This is a genomic window from Neomegalonema perideroedes DSM 15528 (genome assembly GCF_000374145.1).
In the GTDB taxonomy this organism is placed as follows: domain Bacteria; phylum Pseudomonadota; class Alphaproteobacteria; order Rhodobacterales; family Rhodobacteraceae; genus Neomegalonema; species Neomegalonema perideroedes.
Window position 1 is genome coordinate 51,549 of record NZ_KB893664.1, and the last position, 17,792, is coordinate 69,340.

A 17,792-nucleotide genomic window follows, 5' to 3' on the forward strand; every position below is an offset into this window, starting at 1 on the left:
TCGACCTTCGAAAAGGGTCGGGGAGGATTCCTTGCGGCTGCGCCTTTCGCTTTCATCGCTTCTCATGCTCTCCGTCGCGCCATTCCCCTTTGGGGCCTTGGCGCAGGAGGCTCCGGCGCCCGACGCGCGCTCAGCCTCGGAGAATTCGACCCCCGAGATCCCGAATCCCGAGACTCCGGCTCCGGAGAACCTCGTGATCCTGCTGGAGCCGATCACCATCTACGGCGACCGCTCCGGCTCCACGGTCATGGACGTTCCGGGCGCCATCACCGTCGTCACGGGCGAGACTCTGGAGGAGCAGGGCGTCTCCGACATGAAGGAGCTGACGCGCTATATGCCCGGCGTGATCACCAGCTTCATGACCTCCGGCGCCGATCCCTTCGCCAGCTATAGCGGCTTCACCATACGCGGCGTGGGCGGCAACCGCGTGCAGATGCTGGTGGACGGCTCGCGCATCGCCGAGCGCGTCGGGGACGGCACCCGCGATTATCTCGACTTCAATTTTCTGCGTCAGGCGGACGTGGTGCGCGGTCCGGGCTCGGTGCTCTGGGGCGCGGACGCCCTCGGCGGCATTGTGGCGCTGGAGACCGTCGATCCTGAGGACGTCCTGCTGGGCGAGAACCGCGCGGGGCGGGTCCGCATGTCCTATGACAGCGTGGACGTCGGCGCCGAAGGCTCGGCGCTCTTCGCGCAGCAATTGACGCCGGATCTGAAGCTTCTGCTCGGCGCCTCCCATAGCCGGGCCGAAGAAACGCGCCTCTCCAAGGCCCGCGCCGACGGCGGCCTTTACGGCTGTCCGCGTCGGACGGATCTCGGGGCCACCCCCTGCAACGAGCTGAACCCCACCGATAAGGAGACCACCCGCTTTCTGGGCAAGCTGGTCTATGAGCCCAACGACGCCCATCGGCTGGAGTTCGCCGCCGACGTCATGCGCCGCGAAATGGAGGTCGCTTATAATCAGGGCCTGACCGAGACTCTGCGCAGCTACGACCGCGAGCAAATCACCTCGCGCCAGCGCTACGGCCTCGAACATAGCTGGACGCCCTACGGGCCTTGGGTCGACGAGGTGGTCACGCGGGTTTCTTACTCGCCGCAATCTGTGGATCGTCAGGGCCTGCGCCGCGACGTGGTCGGCGGCGTCGAGACCCAGACCCGCGACTTCACCCGCGTGGATGAGGATTTCCTCGAACTCGACGTTCAGGCGCGCAAGGATTTCGCGGCGCTCGGCGCGGATCACTCCGTGACTCTGGGCTTCGACGGCGATTACGCCACGCTGGATTACGTCCGCTATAACGTGATCAGCGCGCCGGGCGCCGCCGACCGCGTCACCTATCCGACCAATTTCGCCGACGCCCGCACCACCCGCGCCGACCTCTTCGCGCAGGACCGGATTTCGCTCTTCGACCATCGGCTGGAGATCACGCCGGGCCTGCGCTTCGCCACTTATAAGATCGATCCGCGTCCGCAGGCGCATTACAGCTACGTTCCCGGCTCCGAGCCCCGGAAGCTCGACAGTCAGCGGCTTTTGGGCAATCTCGGCGCGATCTGGCGGCTGGACGACACATATTCGGTCTACGGCAAGGCGGCTCAGGGCTTCAAAATGCCCACGGCCTCGCAGTTGTTCACCTCCTCGGCGGGCGTCTCCTTCAATCAGACGCCTAATCCAAATCTCAAGCCGGAGAAGGTGAACAGCTTCGAGCTGGGTCTGCGCGGCCAATATGACCGGGGGAGTTTCTCGGTCAACGGCTTCTACGCCGATTACGACGACTTCATTCAGGGCTTCTACAACGTCCCCGGAACCAACGACTACACCAGCGTCAATCTGGATCAGGTGAAGATCTGGGGCGTCGAGGCCTCGGGCGACTGGCGCCTGACCGACAACCTCAGCGCCAGCGCGGCGCTCTCCTGGCAGAACGGCGAGCAGCGCGCCGCCGCAGGCGCGGACTGGAGGCCCTATAACGTCGCGCCCCTGACCGCGACGCTCGGCCTCGCCTATGAGATCCCTCAGGCGGATCTGAAGCTTCAGCTCTTCGGAACCTTCGCCCAGGGCGTGAAGAAGGCCAGCGCCGAGAATCTGTTCAAGCCGCCGGGATACGCCGTCTTCGACGCGCACGCCAATTGGGGCGTCACGGAGAACGCCAGCCTGAATTTCTCGGTGCTGAACATCTTCGACAAACGCTATTTCACCTCGCCCATGCCCTATTCCTACGAGGTTCCGCCTCTGACCAGCGTCGCCATCACCAATCCTTTGGAGCTTCAGACCCAGCCGGGCCGCGAGTTCCGCGTCTCGCTCGACGTGAGGTTCTGACATGAAGCTCTGGCGCGTTCTCGGCCGCATTCTGCGTCTGACCTTTCTGGCCGCCTCGGGCGGCGGCGACCGGGGGCGCGCCTTCTGGGGCGGATTGGGGATTTACGCCTTCATTCTCGGGCTTCAGTTCTTCGGCGTCTGGATTTCGCTGCGGCTGATCGCCTGGAACAAGGCTTTCTACGACGCGCTGGAGCAAATGGACGGCGGCGCGGCGGCGCGTCAGATCGGCGTCTTCGCGCTGCTGACGGCGGTTTCGGCGGGAAGCTTCCTGCTCAGCGACTGGCTGCGCAAAAGGCTGCTCATGCGCTGGCGCGAGAACCTCACGCGGGCCGCGATGAGCCGCTGGCTGGAGGGAAAAGCCTATTGGCGGCTGCGTCCCGGCCTCTCGCCGACTCCGGTGGACAACCCCGATCAGCGCCTTGCGGAGGATTGCCGTCTCTTCGTCCATCATCTGCTCGGAGAAAGCCTTGAGCTGCTGTCGAAGGTGGTGGCTCTGGTTTCTTATGTGGTTTTGCTGTGGAATCTCTCCGCCTTTCCTTTGAGCTTCGCCCTCGGGGGCGCTCAGATCGAGATTCCGCGCTATATGGTTTGGGCGGCCTTCGTCTATGTGGCGCTCTCCACTTTGCTGACTCATGGGCTCGGCAAGCCGCTGAAGGGGCTCTATTTCGCTCAGGAGCGGCGCGAGGCGGATTTTCGTCATGCGCTGGTGCAGATGCGCGAGAACGCGACCGAGATCGCCGTCTCGGGCGGCGAGCCCGCCGAAAGGCGGCGTCTGGACGGGCTCTTCGCGCAGATCAAGGGCAATTGGCGCCATCTCATCCGGCGCGAATTGATCCTCGGCGTCTTCACCCGTCCTTATTTCCAGACGGTGCTGCGCATCCCGACCTTTCTGGCTCTGCCCGCCTATTTCGCGGGCGCCGTGACGCTCGGCGGGCTGATGCAATTGGCTTCGGCCTTCTCCAACGTCGTGACGACTCTCAGCTGGTTCATCTTCTCCTATCGCGATCTGGCGGCCTTCGTGGCGGTGTCGGAGCGCCTCGACGGATTGCTCAAGGCGGCGGAGACGCCTGAGCCTTTGCCTTCGGCGCCCGCCGCCATCCTCCGCGAGCCGGGCGCCGGGGAGGCTCTGCGGACTCACGGCCTGCGGCTTTTCACGCCGGAGGGCCGCGCTCTGGCCCCGACGCCCGATCTGAATCTGCGCCCCGGAAGCCGGACCTGGCTCGCCGGAGCTTCGGGACGAGGCAAAAGCACTCTGCTCGCGGCTCTGGCGGGAGTCTGGCCCTATGGCGAGGGGCGGATCGAGCTTCCCAAAGGCCGGATGATCTTCATTCCGCAAGGCGGCCATGTCTTCGCCGGAGGTCTGGCGGCCTCGGCCTGCTATCCCGAAGACCCCGCCGCTTTAGAGTCGGAGAATCTGCGCCGCCTGTTGATCCGGCTCGGGCTGGAGCATCGGGCGGATCGTCTGGAGGCTCCGGCGGCGGAATCGCTGCAAGGGCTCTCGATGGGCGAAAGGCAGCGTCTGGCCTTCGCGCGGGCGATCCTCGCGCGGCCCGATTGGATCATTCTCGACGAAGCGACGAGCGGTCTGGATCTCGGCGCTGAAACCGCGCTTCTGCGCCTCCTGCGCGAGGAGGCGCCGGAGGCCGCGATTCTCATGGTCTCTCATCGTCCGCCCCTCGGACTCGGGGCCCATGACGTGATCCGGATCGGCGGAGAGCTTTCCGACCCTCAAGACGAAACCCAAGATTCAACCCAGTCTGAAGCCCAGCCTGAAGCAAGGATGACGGCATGACCATGACCCTTCCCCTCCGTTTGGAGGTCGATCCCGCAAGTCTGCTCGAACTGGCGCCGCGCATGGGCCGCACGATGGTCATCGGCCAGAGCGGCCCCGTGACTCATGAGCGGATCGGCGTGGTGGAGGCCGTCGCGCGCGAGGGCGGCAAGCTGCGCCTCTCAGGCGCGACGCAGGAGTCCGAGATCGCGCCGGAGGCTTTGGCCTCGGTGATCTACGACCGCTCTTCGGAGATGCAGGGCAAGATCTATCCGCGCCTCGAGTTCCGCGACGCCGAAGGCGCGACGGTCTTCGCCATGGTCGGCATGGAGGGGCTGGAGCCCTTCGCGGCGGTCCTCGAAGACATCGCCGCCGCGCCGGAATTCCCCTCGCCGGAGGAGCCCCGTCCGGAGCCGCGCGAATTGGCCGAGGACGACCCGATCCTGCCGCCTTTCCGCGCTCTGGAGGGCTCGGGACGCCGGGCCGTGATCGCCTTCGCGCGTCCGGGATTCACGCAGTTCTGGCGCGGCGAGATCGCGGCTTTGCGGCCCTCCTCGGGCTTCCTCAATGTGATGACCAAGGATTTCCACCTTCATCTGCGGGCGGGCGGCGTCGCGGGCTGGGAGAAGGACGAAGCGGGCGCGAGCCACGCCCTCGACGCCGAAGGCCGCCGCATCGGCCTGAGCCTGAGCGAGGAGGTCTGATCATGCGCGGCTGGACCGATCCCGCCGCGGGCGCGGCGATTTCTCACCCGGATCTGATGGACCGCCTCGCCGCCCGCAGCGTCGTGCTGCTCGGCGAGCGCCATGACAGCGCCGCCCTTCATCGCTGGCAATTGCATGTGGCGGCGGGTCTGGCGGCCCGTCGTCCCGTGGCCATGGGCTTCGAGATGTTTCCCGCGCGGCTGGACCCGGTGCTTGCGGAATGGGTCGCGGGGGATCTCCCGGAGGCGGAGTTTCTGGAGCGCGCCGAATGGGCGAAGGTCTGGGGCTTTCCGCCTGAGATCTATCTGCCGCTCTTTCGCTTCTGCCGCGAATTCGGCGTGCCGATGCATGGGTTGAACTGCCGTCGCGGCCTCGTCTCGGAGGTGGGGAAGCTCGGCTGGGAGGCCATCCCCGAGGCCGACCGCGAGGGTCTGACGCCCGCCCGCGCCGCCAGCCCGGAATATCGCCGCTATCTCTTCGACATCACCGGAGGCGTCCGGCCCAACCGCGAGTCGCAATCCCCCGAAGCCCCGAGCTTCGACCGCTTCGTGCGGGCGCAACAGGTCTGGGACCGCGCCTTCGCCTGCAACCTCGCCAAGGCCCTCGACCGGCCGGAGCCGCCGTTGATGATCGGGATCATCGGGCGCGGACATCTCGAATGGGGCCTCGGGACGCCTTGGCAGCTTGAGGATCTCGGGCTGAAGGACTGGGCCGTCCTCCTGCCCGACGCCGAGGGCTTGCAGGGGCCTTACGGCGAGCGCCCCCTCGCGGAGGCCGTCTTCGACCTGCCGCCCGACCTCGATCCGCCCGCCCCCCGAGCCCCCGCCGCCTGAACGCCTCGCCTGAACGCCCCGCCTGCCTCCAAAGAAGAGACCGGACCATGACCCAGACTTTGAACGGCCGCATCCCCGACGCCTCGCCTGACAAGGTGTTTCCGGTCTTCGCCCAATTGGCGGAGGCGCTGGAGCTTGAATGCGTCGAGGAGGCGGGGAGCTTCTCGATGAAGCTGGCGGGAGGCGAATTGCGCCTCTCCCCGGCGCGGGACGCCCTCGCGCTGAGCCTCTCGGCGGAGAGCGAGCGGCGGCTCTATCTCTTGCAGCAGATGGTCTTGAACCGTCTCGACGCTTTGGACCCCGCGCCCAAAGCCGAATGGGAGAGAGTGGACGCGGGCGCCTTGCCGCCGAATCTCAGCATCGCGCTGGTGGAATCCTCGACCCTGATCAGCCCGAATTTCCGCCGTCTGCGGCTGCGCTTCCCGGACGTGGCCCGCTACGCCGAAGACGGGCTGCATTTCCGTCTGGTGATTTCGGCTCTGCCGCCCGATCAGGCGGAAGGCGGCTCGGTGCGGGAATGGCCGCGCATCGGCGAGAACGGGCGCACGCGCTGGCCGGAAGGAGAGCTCGCGCTGCATCGTCCGGTCTACACCATTCGGGAGATCGACGCGGCGGCGGGTTGGATGGACGTCGATGTTTTCCTCCATGAGGGCGGGCGGGTCTCGGCCTGGACGGAGCGCGTCGCCTCGGGCGACCGCATCGGCCTGATGGGCCCGACCACGCGCGGCGCGATCTCGGCCGGATGGGTCGGATTCTGGGGCGACGAGACCGCCTTGCCCGCCATCGCGCGCCATTGCGCGGCTCTGCCCGCCGCGACGCGCGGCGTGATCCGCATTTCTCTGGGCGACATGGCCGACCGTCAGGATTTCGCGCGCCCCGAGGGGATGGAGCTGGTTTGGACTCCGCGTCGCGCGCAGGGCCTTCTGGAGGATCTTCAGGCGACCGCCCTTCCGGGCGAGGACCGCTTCGTCTTCTTCGCCGCCGGAGGCGAGGAGGCCGACGCCGCCCGGACTTGGCTGCGGAGCGAGCAGGGCTTCGACAAGACGGATTCCAACGTCACGGGCTATTGGCGCTGAGAGGGCGCCGACCGGGCCGCGTCCCTCGGCTTGACGCCGGAGACGGTTTTTGCTTTCTCCCGGCCTCTTTGGTCCTCCGCTCCCGGAGCGCCTGCATAAGATGAGGGGTTCGGCATGACCGGGTCTTGCGGCGTCGATTTCGGAACCTCCAACTCCGCGCTCGCGGCTGTGGGAGAGGGGGGCGTCGAGCTGCTCCGCTTCGAGGAGGAGAGCGCGACCACGCCGAGCGCCGTGTTTTATCCGCCCGGCGCCGCTCGCCCCCTTTTCGGGCGAGGCGCCATGCGCGCCTTCTCCGAGGGCGAGGAGGGGCGCTTCATGCGCAGCCTCAAACGGATTCTCGGCTCCGCGCTGATGGGGCAGGGCACCCTCGTCAACGGGCGGCGCAAGAGCTTCGAGAGCATCCTCGCGGATTTCATCGGCGGTCTGAAATCCAGCGCCGAAGCGCGCTTCGGGCGCGAGCTGGACGGCGTGGTCATGGGGCGCCCGGTGCGCTTCGTCGACGACGATCCCGAAGCCGACGCTCAGGCGCAGAATTCTCTGGAGGCCGTGGCGCGCGGCGTCGGATTCCGCCATGTCGAGTTTCAATTCGAGCCCATCGCCGCCGCCTTCGCCCATGAGCGCAAGCTGGAGTCCGAGAAGCTCGCGCTGATCGTGGACATCGGCGGCGGCACCTCGGACTTCACCCTGATCCGCCTCTCGCGCGAGCGCGCCCGCAAGTTCGACCGCTCGGCGGATATTCTGGCGAATTCCGGCGTGCGGATCGGCGGCAACGACTTCGACCGCGATTTCAACCTTGATTCCTTCATGCCGCATCTGGGTTATCGGACGATCTACGGCGAGAAGAATCTGCCGCTGCCCGCCGGGATGTTTCTGGAGATGTCGGAATGGGCGAAGGTGAATTTCCTCTACACCCAGAAAACCCGCCTGACGGCCAAGGAGCTGCTCCGCGAATCCCACGAGCCCCGGAAATTCGGCAGATTCCTGAAGCTTTTGCAGGATGAGACGGGCCATCGCCTCCTCGCCTCCGTGGAGGAGGGCAAGCTCGCGCTCACGGCTCGGGAGGAGGCGCGGATCGACCTCGGATTCATCGAAGGCGGCTGGCGGCTGGGCGTCTCGCGGGCGGCCTTCGACGCCGCTGCGGCCCGGCGCGTGGAGGGGATTTCTCAGGCGATCACCGAATCCCTGACTCAGGCGGGCCTGAGCGAAGGGGCGGTGGAGCTGATCATCCTGACCGGCGGCACGACGGAGATTCCCGCTCTGCGCCGCGCCGTCCTTGAGCGCTTCCCCCGCGCCGCGATTTCGGAGGAGGAGAAATTGTCCAGCGTCGGGCTGGGACTGGGCTACGACGCCTTGCGCCGCTTCGGCGTCGAGGCCTGACGGATTCGCCTGCGGAGGACGCCATGCCCCAAGCCTACGTCGGTTTCTATTGGACGCTGCCGGTTCCTTGGGCGGGGTTCAAGACCTTGCCCAAGGATCCGGTCGAGGCCGCCGCCGCCAGCCTGACCATCCGTTATCAGCGCGATCTCGCGCGGCGCTGGGCGCAAGATCACAATGGGGTCGTCATCCATGAGAAGGCCCTGATGGAGATGGAGCCCGATCGCGGCTCGCCGGAGGTCGCGGCGGAGGCGGCGCGGCTGCTGCTCTGGGCGCGGGCGCATGAGGCGCGGCTGCTGCTGGTGGATTTCGCCTCTGAAGGCGGTTGGCGCGCCCATGCGCCTCTGCGTCATGCGGTGGCGGAGGTTCTGGCGCGCGATCCCGAACGGGCGGAGCATCTTCGTCCGGACGCCATTCCGCTGGAGGGAAGGCCGCGGATCTTCGATCCTCAGGAGCATTTCAGAGAATGGCGCGCGGCGCAGAAGCGGCGGACCGCCTCCAAGCCCGAGCATCGGGCGCTGATCCTCTCCCATCTGGAGGGGCTGCGCGGCATGACCCGGGCGGAGCAGGCGAAGGCCCTCGCGGAAGCCGGGCTGACGACCTTCGCCGGCGGAGAATGGAAGGCGGCGAATCTCGGCAAATTCCTCGCGGTCGGCCGCGCGGAGCAAGCGGCCGGTCCGGGGAGCCTCATCCCGCCTCGTTGAGGGAGAGCGCCCGCGTCATGGCGCGCAGCTTCTCCAGAGTCTCCGCGCGGGAGACCGGCGGCGCGTCGTGATAATGGGCGATATAGGCGCAGGTCAGCGCCGCCGCCGCATCGCCCTGAGGCCCGAGGATCGGCGCGCTGAGGTCGATGACGCCCACCAATTGCTGCGAATCCGCCTCGCGCCAGCCCGCCGCCGCCACCTCCTCCAGATGGGCGGCCAGAGGCGCAAGGCGCGCCTCGGCGTCGGAGACCCCCCATTGCGCGAGGGTCTCGGCGCGGCGGTCGGGATGCTGGAAGGCCAGCAAGGTTTGCCCCGAGCCGGTTTCGAAGAGATCCAGCTGCGCCCCCACCCGCACGCGGAACTCCCAATGCGCCTTGGGGCTGGCCTGAGCCGCCACGATTCCCACCCCCGCCTCCGGCAGGACCAGATGGCAGGATTGCTGCGTCTCCAGCGCGAAGCGGTCCATCAGCGGCTGAGCCTGAGCCGCCATGCGCCGCAAGGGCGGATGGCTGTGCGCGAGCAGAAAAAGCTTCATCGTCAGAGCGTAGCGGTCGCCGCCCTCGATGCGCGCCACATAGCCCCGCGCCACGAGGCGCTCCAGCATGCGGTAGATCTCGGAGGGGCCGCGCCCCATGGCCTTGACCAGCTCCGCGCGGGTCATGCCGCCGGTCTGCGCGGCGAGGATCTCCAGAATGTCGAGGCCCTTGTCGAGCGTGGGAGCGCGATAGCGCTCGACGGAGGCCGCGCCTTCGATCTCCTCCATCTCGTCGTGCAGCGTCATGCTCATCCCCGTTTCGGCTTTATCCTGCTCGGCCGGAATCGAACCGAAAGAAATCCTTGCGTCAAGCGTTCATCTGTGAATAGATAGTTCATATAAGAAATGCGCATCCAAATTAAGGAGCGCAGGATCTGGGAGGATCCCCATGCGCCTGACAGGCAAGACGATTCTGATGACGGCGGCGGGCCAAGGCATAGGGCGCGCCAGCGCGCTCGCCTGCGCGGCGGAAGGCGCGCGCGTGATCGCCACGGATCTCAGGCCCGAGCTGCTCGAAGGGCTCGACGGAATCGACGCCCGCCCGCTGGACGTGACCGATCCCGCCGCCATCCTCGCGCTCGCCGCCGAAGTCGGTCCGCTGGACGGGCTCTTCAATTGCGCGGGCTTCGTGCATCACGGAACCATCCTCGACGTGACGGACGAGGCTTGGGCTTTCAGCTTCGATCTCAACGTGACCTCCATGCTGCGCCTGACGCGGGCCTGTCTGCCGGGCATGCTCGCCCGCGCGGCCGAGACCGGGACCGCCAGCATTTTAAATATGGCCTCCATGGCCTCCTCGGTCAAAGGCTTCCCCAACCGCGCCGTCTACGGCGCGACCAAGGCGGCGGTGATCGGCCTGACCAAGGCCGTGGCGGCGGATTTCGTCAAACAGGGCCTCCGCTGCAACGCGCTGGGGCCCGGCACCGTGGACACGCCCTCCCTGCGCGGACGCATCGCCGCGGCGGCCGATCCGGTTCAGGCGGAGAAAGACTTCATCGCCCGTCAGCCCATGGGTCGCCTCGCGACCGTCGGGGACATCGCGCCGCTGGTCGTCTATCTGCTCTCCGACGAGAGCCGCTTCGTCACCGGGCAGGTCGTTCTTGCGGACGGCGGCGTCACCATCTGACTCCCCTTGCGGGGGTCTGCGGACGCCGGATCGCGGAAGGAGGTCGGGAGATGCGGATTTTAGACGCTCATCGTCATCTCTGGCGGCTGGATCGCGGAGATTATCGCTGGCTGGCGGGCTCAGGCGGGCCTTTGCAGCCCTTGCGGCGCGATTTTCTGCCCGAGGACGCTCCGGACGACGCGGAGGTCGTCCTCGTGCAGGCGGCGGATTCCCTCGCGGAGACCGAATTCCTGCTTGATCTCGCCCGCGTCGATTCCCGCATCAAAGGCGTGGTGGGCTGGGCGGACCTCGCTTCGCCGCAGGCGGCGGAGGATCTGCGCCATCTGGCCTGCGATCCGAGATTCAAGGGCGTCCGGCCCATGCTTCAGGACATCCCGCAGACGGATTGGCTGCTGACCGCCCCGCGCCCGGAGGCTCTGGAGACGCTGAAGCTGCTCGGTCTGCGCTTCGACGCCCTCGTGACGCGGCGCCATCTCGGAGTCCTTGAGCGTTTCGCCGCCGCCCATCCTGATCTTCCGCTCGTGATCGACCATGCGGCCAAGCCCCAGATGGATGATGCGGCGGCTTGGCGCGCGGGCATGGCGGCTCTGGCGGCGCATCCTCAGGTCCATTGCAAGCTTTCGGGCCTGCTGACCGAACTCGCGCCGGATCGGCTGGCGGATCCGCTCCCGGCTCTGGAGGCGGTCTTCGCGCCTCTGCTGGAGCTGTTCGGCCCGCAAAGGCTGATCTGGGGCAGCGACTGGCCGGTGCTGACCCTCGCGGCCTCCTACGCGGATTGGCTGGATCTGACCGAAGCGCTGTTGCGCGATCTTTCCCCCGCCGAGCGCGCGGGGATCATGGGCGCGAACGCCGCGCGGTTTTACGGGGTCGAAGATCATGACTGACCTCATCCGGATGGAGGGGATCGACAAGCGTTTCCCCGGAGTCCATGCGCTGAAGGGCGTGAGCTTCGACCTCCGCCCCGGCGAGGTCCATGCTCTGATGGGCGAGAACGGCGCGGGGAAATCCACGCTGATGAAATGCCTCTCCGGGGTTTACGTCCCGGATGGGGGGCGCATCCTCGTGGAGGGGAAAGAGGCCGTGCTGACCTCGCCCAAGGCGGCGCAGGATCTGGGCATCGGCATCATCCATCAGGAACTCGCCCTGATGCGCGATCTGACCGTGGCGCAGAACATCTGGATCGGCCGCGAGCCGCGCCTCTCCTTCGGGCGGATCGACGAAAAGCGCCTCAACGAGGAGACCGCCGCGCTCTTCCGCAATATGAACGCCCCCATGGACCCGCGCATGCTCGTCGGGCGGCTGACCATCGCGCGTCAGCAGATGGTGGAGATCGCCAAGGCGCTTTCTCATCGCTCGCGCGCGCTGATCATGGACGAGCCCACCGCCGCGCTGAACGACGCGGAGATCGCCGATCTCTTCGCCATCATCCGCCAGCTGAAGGCGGAGGGCGTGGGGATCGTCTACATCAGCCATAAGATGGACGAAATCAAACGCATCGCCGACCGCGTGACCGTCATGCGAGACGGCGCCTACGTCGGCACGGTCGCGGCGGCGGAGACTCCCATCTCGAAGATCATCTCCATGATGGTCGGGCGCGAGATCGTGGACGAACGCCCCCCGGCGCCCGATCTTTCTCAGGCGGAGACCGCGCTCGAAGTGCGCGGAATCAGCCGCCGCCCCGATCTGCACGACGTGAGCTTCAGCCTGAAGAAGGGCGAGATCCTCGGCTTCGCGGGGCTGATGGGCGCGGGACGCACCGAAGTCGCGCGGGCGATCTTCGGCGCCGATCCGCGCGACTCGGGCGAGATCCTCGTGCATGGGCGCAAAGTCGAGATCCGCAGCCCGAAAGACGCCGTGGCGGCCGGAATCGGCTATCTCTCCGAGGACCGCAAGCAATTCGGCCTCGCCTTGGGCATGGACGTGCGCGCCAACACCGCCATGACCAGCCTTTCGCGCTACGCCGACCGCTTCGGGCGCATCGACGAGACCGCGTTGGAGCGCATCGCCCGCGACTACATCAAAACTCTGAGCATCCGCACGCCTTCGGATCTTCAGGAGGCGCGGCTCCTCTCGGGCGGGAACCAGCAAAAGGTGGTCATCGCGAAATGGCTCCTGCGCGATTGCGAGGCGCTGATCTTCGACGAGCCCACCCGCGGCGTGGACGTCGGGGCGAAGGCCGAGATTTATCGTCTGCTGGAGGAGCTGGCCGCCGCAGGCAAGGCGATCATCGTCATCTCCAGCGAATTGCCCGAGGTCTTGCGCTTGTCGCATCGGATCGCGGTGATGTGCGAGGGGCGTCTGACCGGTTTTCTCCCCGGAGGCGCCAGCCAAGAAGAGATCATGGCTCTGGCGATCCGCCGCGAGTCGGCGCAGGCGGCGGAATAAGGGACGATCCTATGAGCGAGACTAAAACTCTGATTTCCGGCGCCGCGCAGCAAAAGCTTCTGGCCTTCGCCAGCCTGATCGCCTTGCTGATCGGCTTTTCGCTCGCCTCGCCGAACTTCATGCAGACCTCGAACATGATGTCGATCCTTCAGGCGACTTCAGTGAACGGGGTTCTGGCGGTGGCGGCGACTCTGGTCATCATCACCGGCGGCATCGACCTGAGCGTCGGCACGCTGATGACCTTCTGCGCGGTGACGACGGGCGTCGTGCTGACCTGGGGCGGCATGCCGCTGCCTTTGGGCGTGCTGACCGCGCTCGCGACGGGCGCGCTGGTCGGGCTGACCTCGGGAGCCTTCGTCGCCAAGATGAAGATCCCGCCCTTCATCGCCACGCTCGGCATGATGCTGATCCTGAAAGGGCTTTCGCTGATCGTCACCGGCGGCCGCCCGATCTATTTCAACGACACGCCGGGCTTCACCGAAATCTCGCAGGGCAGCCTCGTCGGGAAGCTCATTCCCTCTCTGCCTCTGCCGAACGGCGTGCTGATCCTCTTCCTCGTGGCGGGGGCGGCGAGCTACATCCTCGCGCGGACGGTGCTGGGGCGCTATTGCTTCGCCTTGGGCTCCAACGAGGAGGCCGTGCGGCTCTCCGGCGTGAACGTCGACCGCTGGAAGATGGCGATCTACGCTCTTGCGGGCGCCGTCTGCGGCGTGGCCGGATTGCTCATCGCCAGCCGTCTGAATTCGGCTCAACCCGCCCTCGGACAGGGCTATGAGCTGGACGCCATCGCGGCGGTGGTCATCGGCGGCACCTCTCTTGCGGGCGGACGCGGCACCATTCTCGGCACCCTGATCGGGGCCCTGATCATCTCGGTGCTGACCAACGGCTTGCGGATTCTCTCGGTCGCGCCGGAATGGCAGACCGTGATCACCGGCGCGATCATCATCGTGGCCGTCTACGCCGACCAGCTTCGGCGCGGCAAAACCAAATAATTCTGAAAAAGAACCTCAGGAGGAAACCCCATGTTCTTCAAACGCAGAACCCTTCTCATGAGCCTCGCCGGGGCCTTCGCCCTGACGCTCGGCGCCTCCAGCATGGCCGCCGCTCAGGACAAGCCCTATATTCCGCTGATCTCCAAAGGCTTCCAGCATCAGTTCTGGCAGGCCGTGAAGGCGGGCGCCGACAAGGCCGCCGCCGAGTTCGACGTCGAGGTGACCTTCGAGGGCCCCGACAACGAAAGTCAGGTGGATCGCCAGATCGACATGCTGGCCGCCGCCCTCGCCAAGAAGCCCGCCGCCATCGGCTTCGCGGCGCTCGACAGCCAAGCCGCGATTCCGCTGCTGCGTCAGGCTCAGAGCGCCGGGATTCCGGTCGTGGCCTTCGACTCCGGCGTCGAGAGCGACATTCCCGTCGCCACCGCCTCCACCGACAACATCGCCGCCGCGGCCCTCGCCGCCGATAAGATGGCCGAGCTGATCGGCGGCGCGGGCAAAGTGGCTCTGGTGGTGCATGACCAGACCTCGCGCACCGGCATCGACCGCCGCGACGGCTTCGTCAACCGCATCCGCGAGGCCCATCCGGGCATCGAGATCGTGGCCGTCGAATATGGCGGCGGCGATCATCTGCGCTCCACCGAGATCACCAAGACCCTCCTTCAGGCCAATCCCGATCTGAAGGGCGTCTTCGGCGCCAATGAAGGCTCGGCGGTGGGCGTGGTCAACGGCGTGCGCGAGATGAAGGCGAACGTCGTGATCGTGGGCTACGACTCGGGCCGCGCGCAGACCGACGCCATTCGTCAGGGCCTGATGGCCGGCGCCATCACGCAGAATCCCGTCGGCATCGGCTATGAGACGGTGAAGGCCGCCCTCGCGGCCAGCCGCGGCGAAGCGGTCGAGTCCAAGATCGACACCGGCTTCTACTGGTACGACGCCACGAACATCGACGACCCGGAGATTTCGGCGGTTCTCTACGACTGAGTTCCTCCCCCAACTCGCCGGGGGCCTTCGCGGCCCCCGGCCCTTTGCTTGCGAGACGGATATGAAACTCTTGCGCTATGGCCCCAAGGGTCAGGAGAAGCCCGGCCTTCTGGACGAAGCGGGCCGCCTGCGCGATCTCTCGGCCCATGTCGGGGATCTCGCCGGGGCGGCGCTGGAGCCTGAGGGTTTGGCGCGGCTGGCCGCGCTGGATCCTGCGAGCCTGCCTATGGTCTCCGGCGCGCCGCGCCTCGGGCCTTGCGTGGGGCGGGTGGGGAAATTCATCTGCATCGGCCTGAACTACGCCGACCACGCGGCCGAAAGCGGCATGCCCGTGCCCGCCGAGCCGGTGGTCTTCAATAAATGGACCTCGGCCATTTGCGGCCCCGACGACGAGATTGAAATCCCCCCCGGTTCGGTCAAGACCGATTGGGAGGTGGAGTTGGGCGTGATCATCGGCAAGGGCGGGAAACATATCCCTGAAGCCGAGGCTCTGGGCCATGTCGCGGGCTATTGCGTCATCAACGACGTCTCGGAGCGCGAATGGCAGCTGGAGCGCGGCGCCACCTGGGACAAAGGCAAGGGCTTCGACACCTTCGGCCCCCTCGGCCCCTGGCTCGTGACGCCCGACGAGATCCCGAACGTGGACGAGCTCGGCATGTGGCTGGAGATCGACGGCAAGCGCTATCAGAACGGCTCCACCCGCACGATGATCTTCAAGGTTCCGCAGATCATCGCCTATGTCTCGCGCTTCCTCTCGCTTCAGCCGGGAGACGTGATCTCGACGGGCACCCCGCCGGGCGTGGGGCTCGGACAAAAGCCGCCGGTCTATCTCAAGGGCGGCGAGACCATGCGTCTCGGAATCGACGGACTCGGCGTTCAGACTCAGAAAGTCGTGCGGACATGAAGATCACCGGCCTGCGCACGCTCGACGTGCGCTTTCCCACCAGCGCGAAGCTCGACGGATCGGACGCCATGAATCCCGATCCGGATTATTCGGCGGCCTATGTGGTCCTTGAGACGGACGGGCCGCTCGAAGGCCATGGGCTCACCTTCACCATCGGACGCGGCAATGAGATCTGCGTCGCGGCCGTCGAGGCTTTGCGGCCTCTGGTGGTGGGGCTCGACATGGATTGGGTCGCCGCCGACATGGGGCGCTTCTGGCGTCATGTCACCTCCGACAGCCAATTGCGCTGGATCGGCCCCGATAAGGGCGCGATCCATCTGGCGACGGGCGCGGTGGTCAACGCGGTCTGGGATCTCTGGGCCAAGCGCGAGCAAAAACCGGTCTGGCTGCTGGTCGCGGAGATGTCGCCGGAAGAATTGGTCCGCTGCATAGATTTCCGCTATCTCACGAACTGCGTCACCCCGGAATGGGCGCTGGAGTTCCTGAAGCGCCAAGCCGTCGGCAAGGCTCAGCGCATCGCGACGCTCAAGGCCGAGGGCTATCCCTGCTACACCACCAGCGCGGGCTGGCTCGGCTATGACGACGCGAAGCTGCGCCGCCTCTGTCGCGAAGCGGTGGATGCGGGCTTCAAACATATCAAGATGAAGGTCGGGCGCGACCTCGAAGACGACATCCGTCGTCTGACCATCGCCCGCGAGACGGTCGGCCCCGACGTGAATCTGATGATCGACGCCAATCAGGTTTGGGAGGTGGATCAGGCCATCGATTGGGTGAAGAAGCTCAGCTTCGTGAATCCGTGGTTCATCGAGGAGCCCACCAGCCCCGACGACGTGGCGGGCCATAAGGCCATCCGCGCGGGCGTGGCGCCGGTGCAGGTCGCCACGGGCGAGATGTGCCAGAACCGCATTATGTTCAAGCAATTCGTCATGGAAGGCGCCATCGACGTCGTTCAGATCGATTCCTGCCGTCTCGGCGGGCTGAACGAAGTGCTGGCGGTGATGCTCATGGCCGCGAAATACGGCCTGAAGGTCTGCCCTCATGCGGGGGGCGTGGGGCTCTGCGAATATGTGCAGCATATGTCCATGATCGATTATCTCTGCATCGCCGGAACCCGCGAGGGCCGCGTGATCGAATATGTCGATCATCTGCATGAGCATTTCCTCGATCCCTGCGTGATCGAAAACGCCGCCTATATGCCGCCGAGCCTGCCGGGCTTCTCCATTGAGATGAAGCCGGAATCTCTGGCGACCTATCGTTTCCGGGGCGCGTGATGGATCTGGGTCTGGCGGGCAAGGCGGTGATCGTCACGGGCGGCGGCTCCGGAATCGGGGCCGCGATCACGGAGGTTCTCGCCGAGGAGGGCGCGAAGCCGGTCATCCTCGCCCGCCGCCCGCCTGAAGCCGACTGGCTCGCGCGGGTGGGGGCGGAGTTCGTGCAGGTCGAGCTTTCGGAGGACGCCGCCTGCGTGGCGGCGGTCGAAGAGGCGCGGCGGCGGGTCGGCGTGATCTACGGCCTCGTCAACAACGCGGGCGCCAACGACGGCGTGGGCCTCGACAAGGGGCCCGAGGCCTTCCGCGCCAGCCTGAACCAGAATCTTCTCCACTATTACACCATGGTCCATCTGCTGCGCGAGGATCTGCGCGCTGCGAAAGGGGCCGTGGTGAACGTCTCCAGCAAGACGGCGCTGACGGGGCAGGGGGGAACCTCGGCCTATGTGGCGGCCAAGGCGGCGCAGCTCGGCCTGACGCGCGAATGGGCGGTGGAGTTCCTCAAGGACGGCGTGAGGGTCAACGCCGTGGTGGTGGCCGAATCCATGACGCCGCTTTATCGCCGCTGGCTGGACAGCCTTCCGGATCCTGAGGCGCAACTCGCGAAGATCGCCTCGCGCATCCCCTTGGGGCGGCGCATGACCGAGCCGCGCGAAATCGCCGACGCCTGCGTCTTTCTGCTTTCCCCGCGCTCCAGCCATACGACGGGGCAATGGATCTTTCCGGATGGCGGCTACACCCATCTCGACCGCGCCATAGGCGGGGATCCCGGCGGCTGAGAACCCGGCGGCCGTGTTTTTGATCTTCATTGTGACAAATTCATAACAA

The 17,792-nt window shown here is 66.5% G+C and carries 16 protein-coding genes; 15 read left to right on the forward strand and 1 reads right to left on the reverse strand.

Features of this window, described 5'->3' with window-relative positions:
• Positions 1-31 precede the first annotated feature (31 nt).
• The 7 genes from B161_RS18240 (at position 32) to B161_RS0114560 (ending at position 8,770) form a co-directional block, all read left to right on the forward strand.
• On the forward strand, positions 32-2,308 hold the full coding sequence (locus tag B161_RS18240) for a TonB-dependent hemoglobin/transferrin/lactoferrin family receptor (protein ID WP_018634171.1): 2,277 nt from the start codon (positions 32-34) through the stop codon (positions 2,306-2,308).
• Position 2,309: 1 nt separating this feature from the next.
• Positions 2,310-4,100 carry an ABC transporter ATP-binding protein/permease gene (locus B161_RS0114535; protein ID WP_018634172.1) on the forward strand — a complete coding sequence of 597 codons (1,791 nt, stop codon included), beginning with the start codon at positions 2,310-2,312 and terminating at the stop codon, positions 4,098-4,100.
• Positions 4,097-4,783, forward strand: coding sequence for a hypothetical protein (locus tag B161_RS0114540; protein ID WP_018634173.1), 687 nt, complete (start codon positions 4,097-4,099; stop codon positions 4,781-4,783). The genes B161_RS0114535 and B161_RS0114540 overlap by 4 nt, the downstream gene beginning before the upstream one ends.
• 2 nt (positions 4,784-4,785) lie before the next feature.
• Entirely contained in the window at positions 4,786-5,616 is an 831-nt protein-coding gene (locus B161_RS18245) for a ChaN family lipoprotein (RefSeq protein WP_018634174.1), read from the forward strand.
• A gap of 47 nt (positions 5,617-5,663) precedes the next feature.
• Positions 5,664-6,692, forward strand: a complete 1,029-nt coding sequence (locus B161_RS0114550; protein ID WP_018634175.1) for a siderophore-interacting protein — start codon at positions 5,664-5,666, stop codon at positions 6,690-6,692.
• A gap of 114 nt (positions 6,693-6,806) precedes the next feature.
• Entirely contained in the window at positions 6,807-8,069 is a 1,263-nt protein-coding gene (locus B161_RS0114555) for an Hsp70 family protein (protein ID WP_018634176.1), read from the forward strand.
• Between the two features lie 23 nt (positions 8,070-8,092).
• Complete coding sequence (locus tag B161_RS0114560) at positions 8,093-8,770, forward strand: hypothetical protein (protein WP_018634177.1); 678 nt, start codon at positions 8,093-8,095, stop codon at positions 8,768-8,770.
• On the opposite strand, the gene B161_RS0114565 is transcribed toward B161_RS0114560, so the two are convergent.
• The gene (locus tag B161_RS0114565) at positions 8,754-9,551 is read right to left on the reverse strand and encodes an IclR family transcriptional regulator (protein WP_026310457.1); all 798 of its coding nucleotides are present in this window, start codon (positions 9,549-9,551) and stop codon (positions 8,754-8,756) included. The genes B161_RS0114560 and B161_RS0114565 overlap by 17 nt on opposite strands.
• A 142-nt stretch (positions 9,552-9,693) precedes the next feature.
• Between B161_RS0114565 and B161_RS0114570 the strand changes: the two genes are divergently transcribed.
• The 8 genes from B161_RS0114570 (at position 9,694) to B161_RS0114605 (ending at position 17,743) form a co-directional block, all read left to right on the forward strand.
• On the forward strand, positions 9,694-10,431 hold the full coding sequence (locus B161_RS0114570; RefSeq protein WP_018634179.1) for an SDR family oxidoreductase: 738 nt from the start codon (positions 9,694-9,696) through the stop codon (positions 10,429-10,431).
• A 50-nt stretch (positions 10,432-10,481) separates the two neighbouring features.
• Positions 10,482-11,315: an amidohydrolase family protein gene (locus tag B161_RS0114575; protein WP_018634180.1), complete on the forward strand. Its 834-nt coding sequence runs from the start codon at positions 10,482-10,484 to the stop codon at positions 11,313-11,315.
• The gene (locus tag B161_RS0114580) at positions 11,308-12,816 is read left to right on the forward strand and encodes a sugar ABC transporter ATP-binding protein (protein ID WP_040790181.1); all 1,509 of its coding nucleotides are present in this window, start codon (positions 11,308-11,310) and stop codon (positions 12,814-12,816) included. The genes B161_RS0114575 and B161_RS0114580 overlap by 8 nt, the downstream gene beginning before the upstream one ends.
• 11 nt (positions 12,817-12,827) lie before the next feature.
• Entirely contained in the window at positions 12,828-13,808 is a 981-nt protein-coding gene (locus tag B161_RS0114585) for an ABC transporter permease (protein WP_018634182.1), read from the forward strand.
• A gap of 30 nt (positions 13,809-13,838) precedes the next feature.
• The gene (locus B161_RS0114590; protein ID WP_018634183.1) at positions 13,839-14,792 is read left to right on the forward strand and encodes an ABC transporter substrate-binding protein; all 954 of its coding nucleotides are present in this window, start codon (positions 13,839-13,841) and stop codon (positions 14,790-14,792) included.
• 61 nt (positions 14,793-14,853) lie between these two features.
• A complete protein-coding gene (locus tag B161_RS0114595; protein WP_018634184.1) occupies positions 14,854-15,696 on the forward strand; it encodes an ureidoglycolate lyase in 843 nt (280 codons plus the stop codon).
• The gene (locus B161_RS0114600; protein WP_018634185.1) at positions 15,693-16,967 is read left to right on the forward strand and encodes an L-fuconate dehydratase; all 1,275 of its coding nucleotides are present in this window, start codon (positions 15,693-15,695) and stop codon (positions 16,965-16,967) included. Before B161_RS0114595 ends, B161_RS0114600 begins: the two co-directional genes overlap by 4 nt.
• Positions 16,967-17,743, forward strand: a complete 777-nt coding sequence (locus B161_RS0114605; protein ID WP_018634186.1) for an L-fucose dehydrogenase — start codon at positions 16,967-16,969, stop codon at positions 17,741-17,743. Before B161_RS0114600 ends, B161_RS0114605 begins: the two co-directional genes overlap by 1 nt.
• Positions 17,744-17,792: the final 49 nt, after the last annotated feature.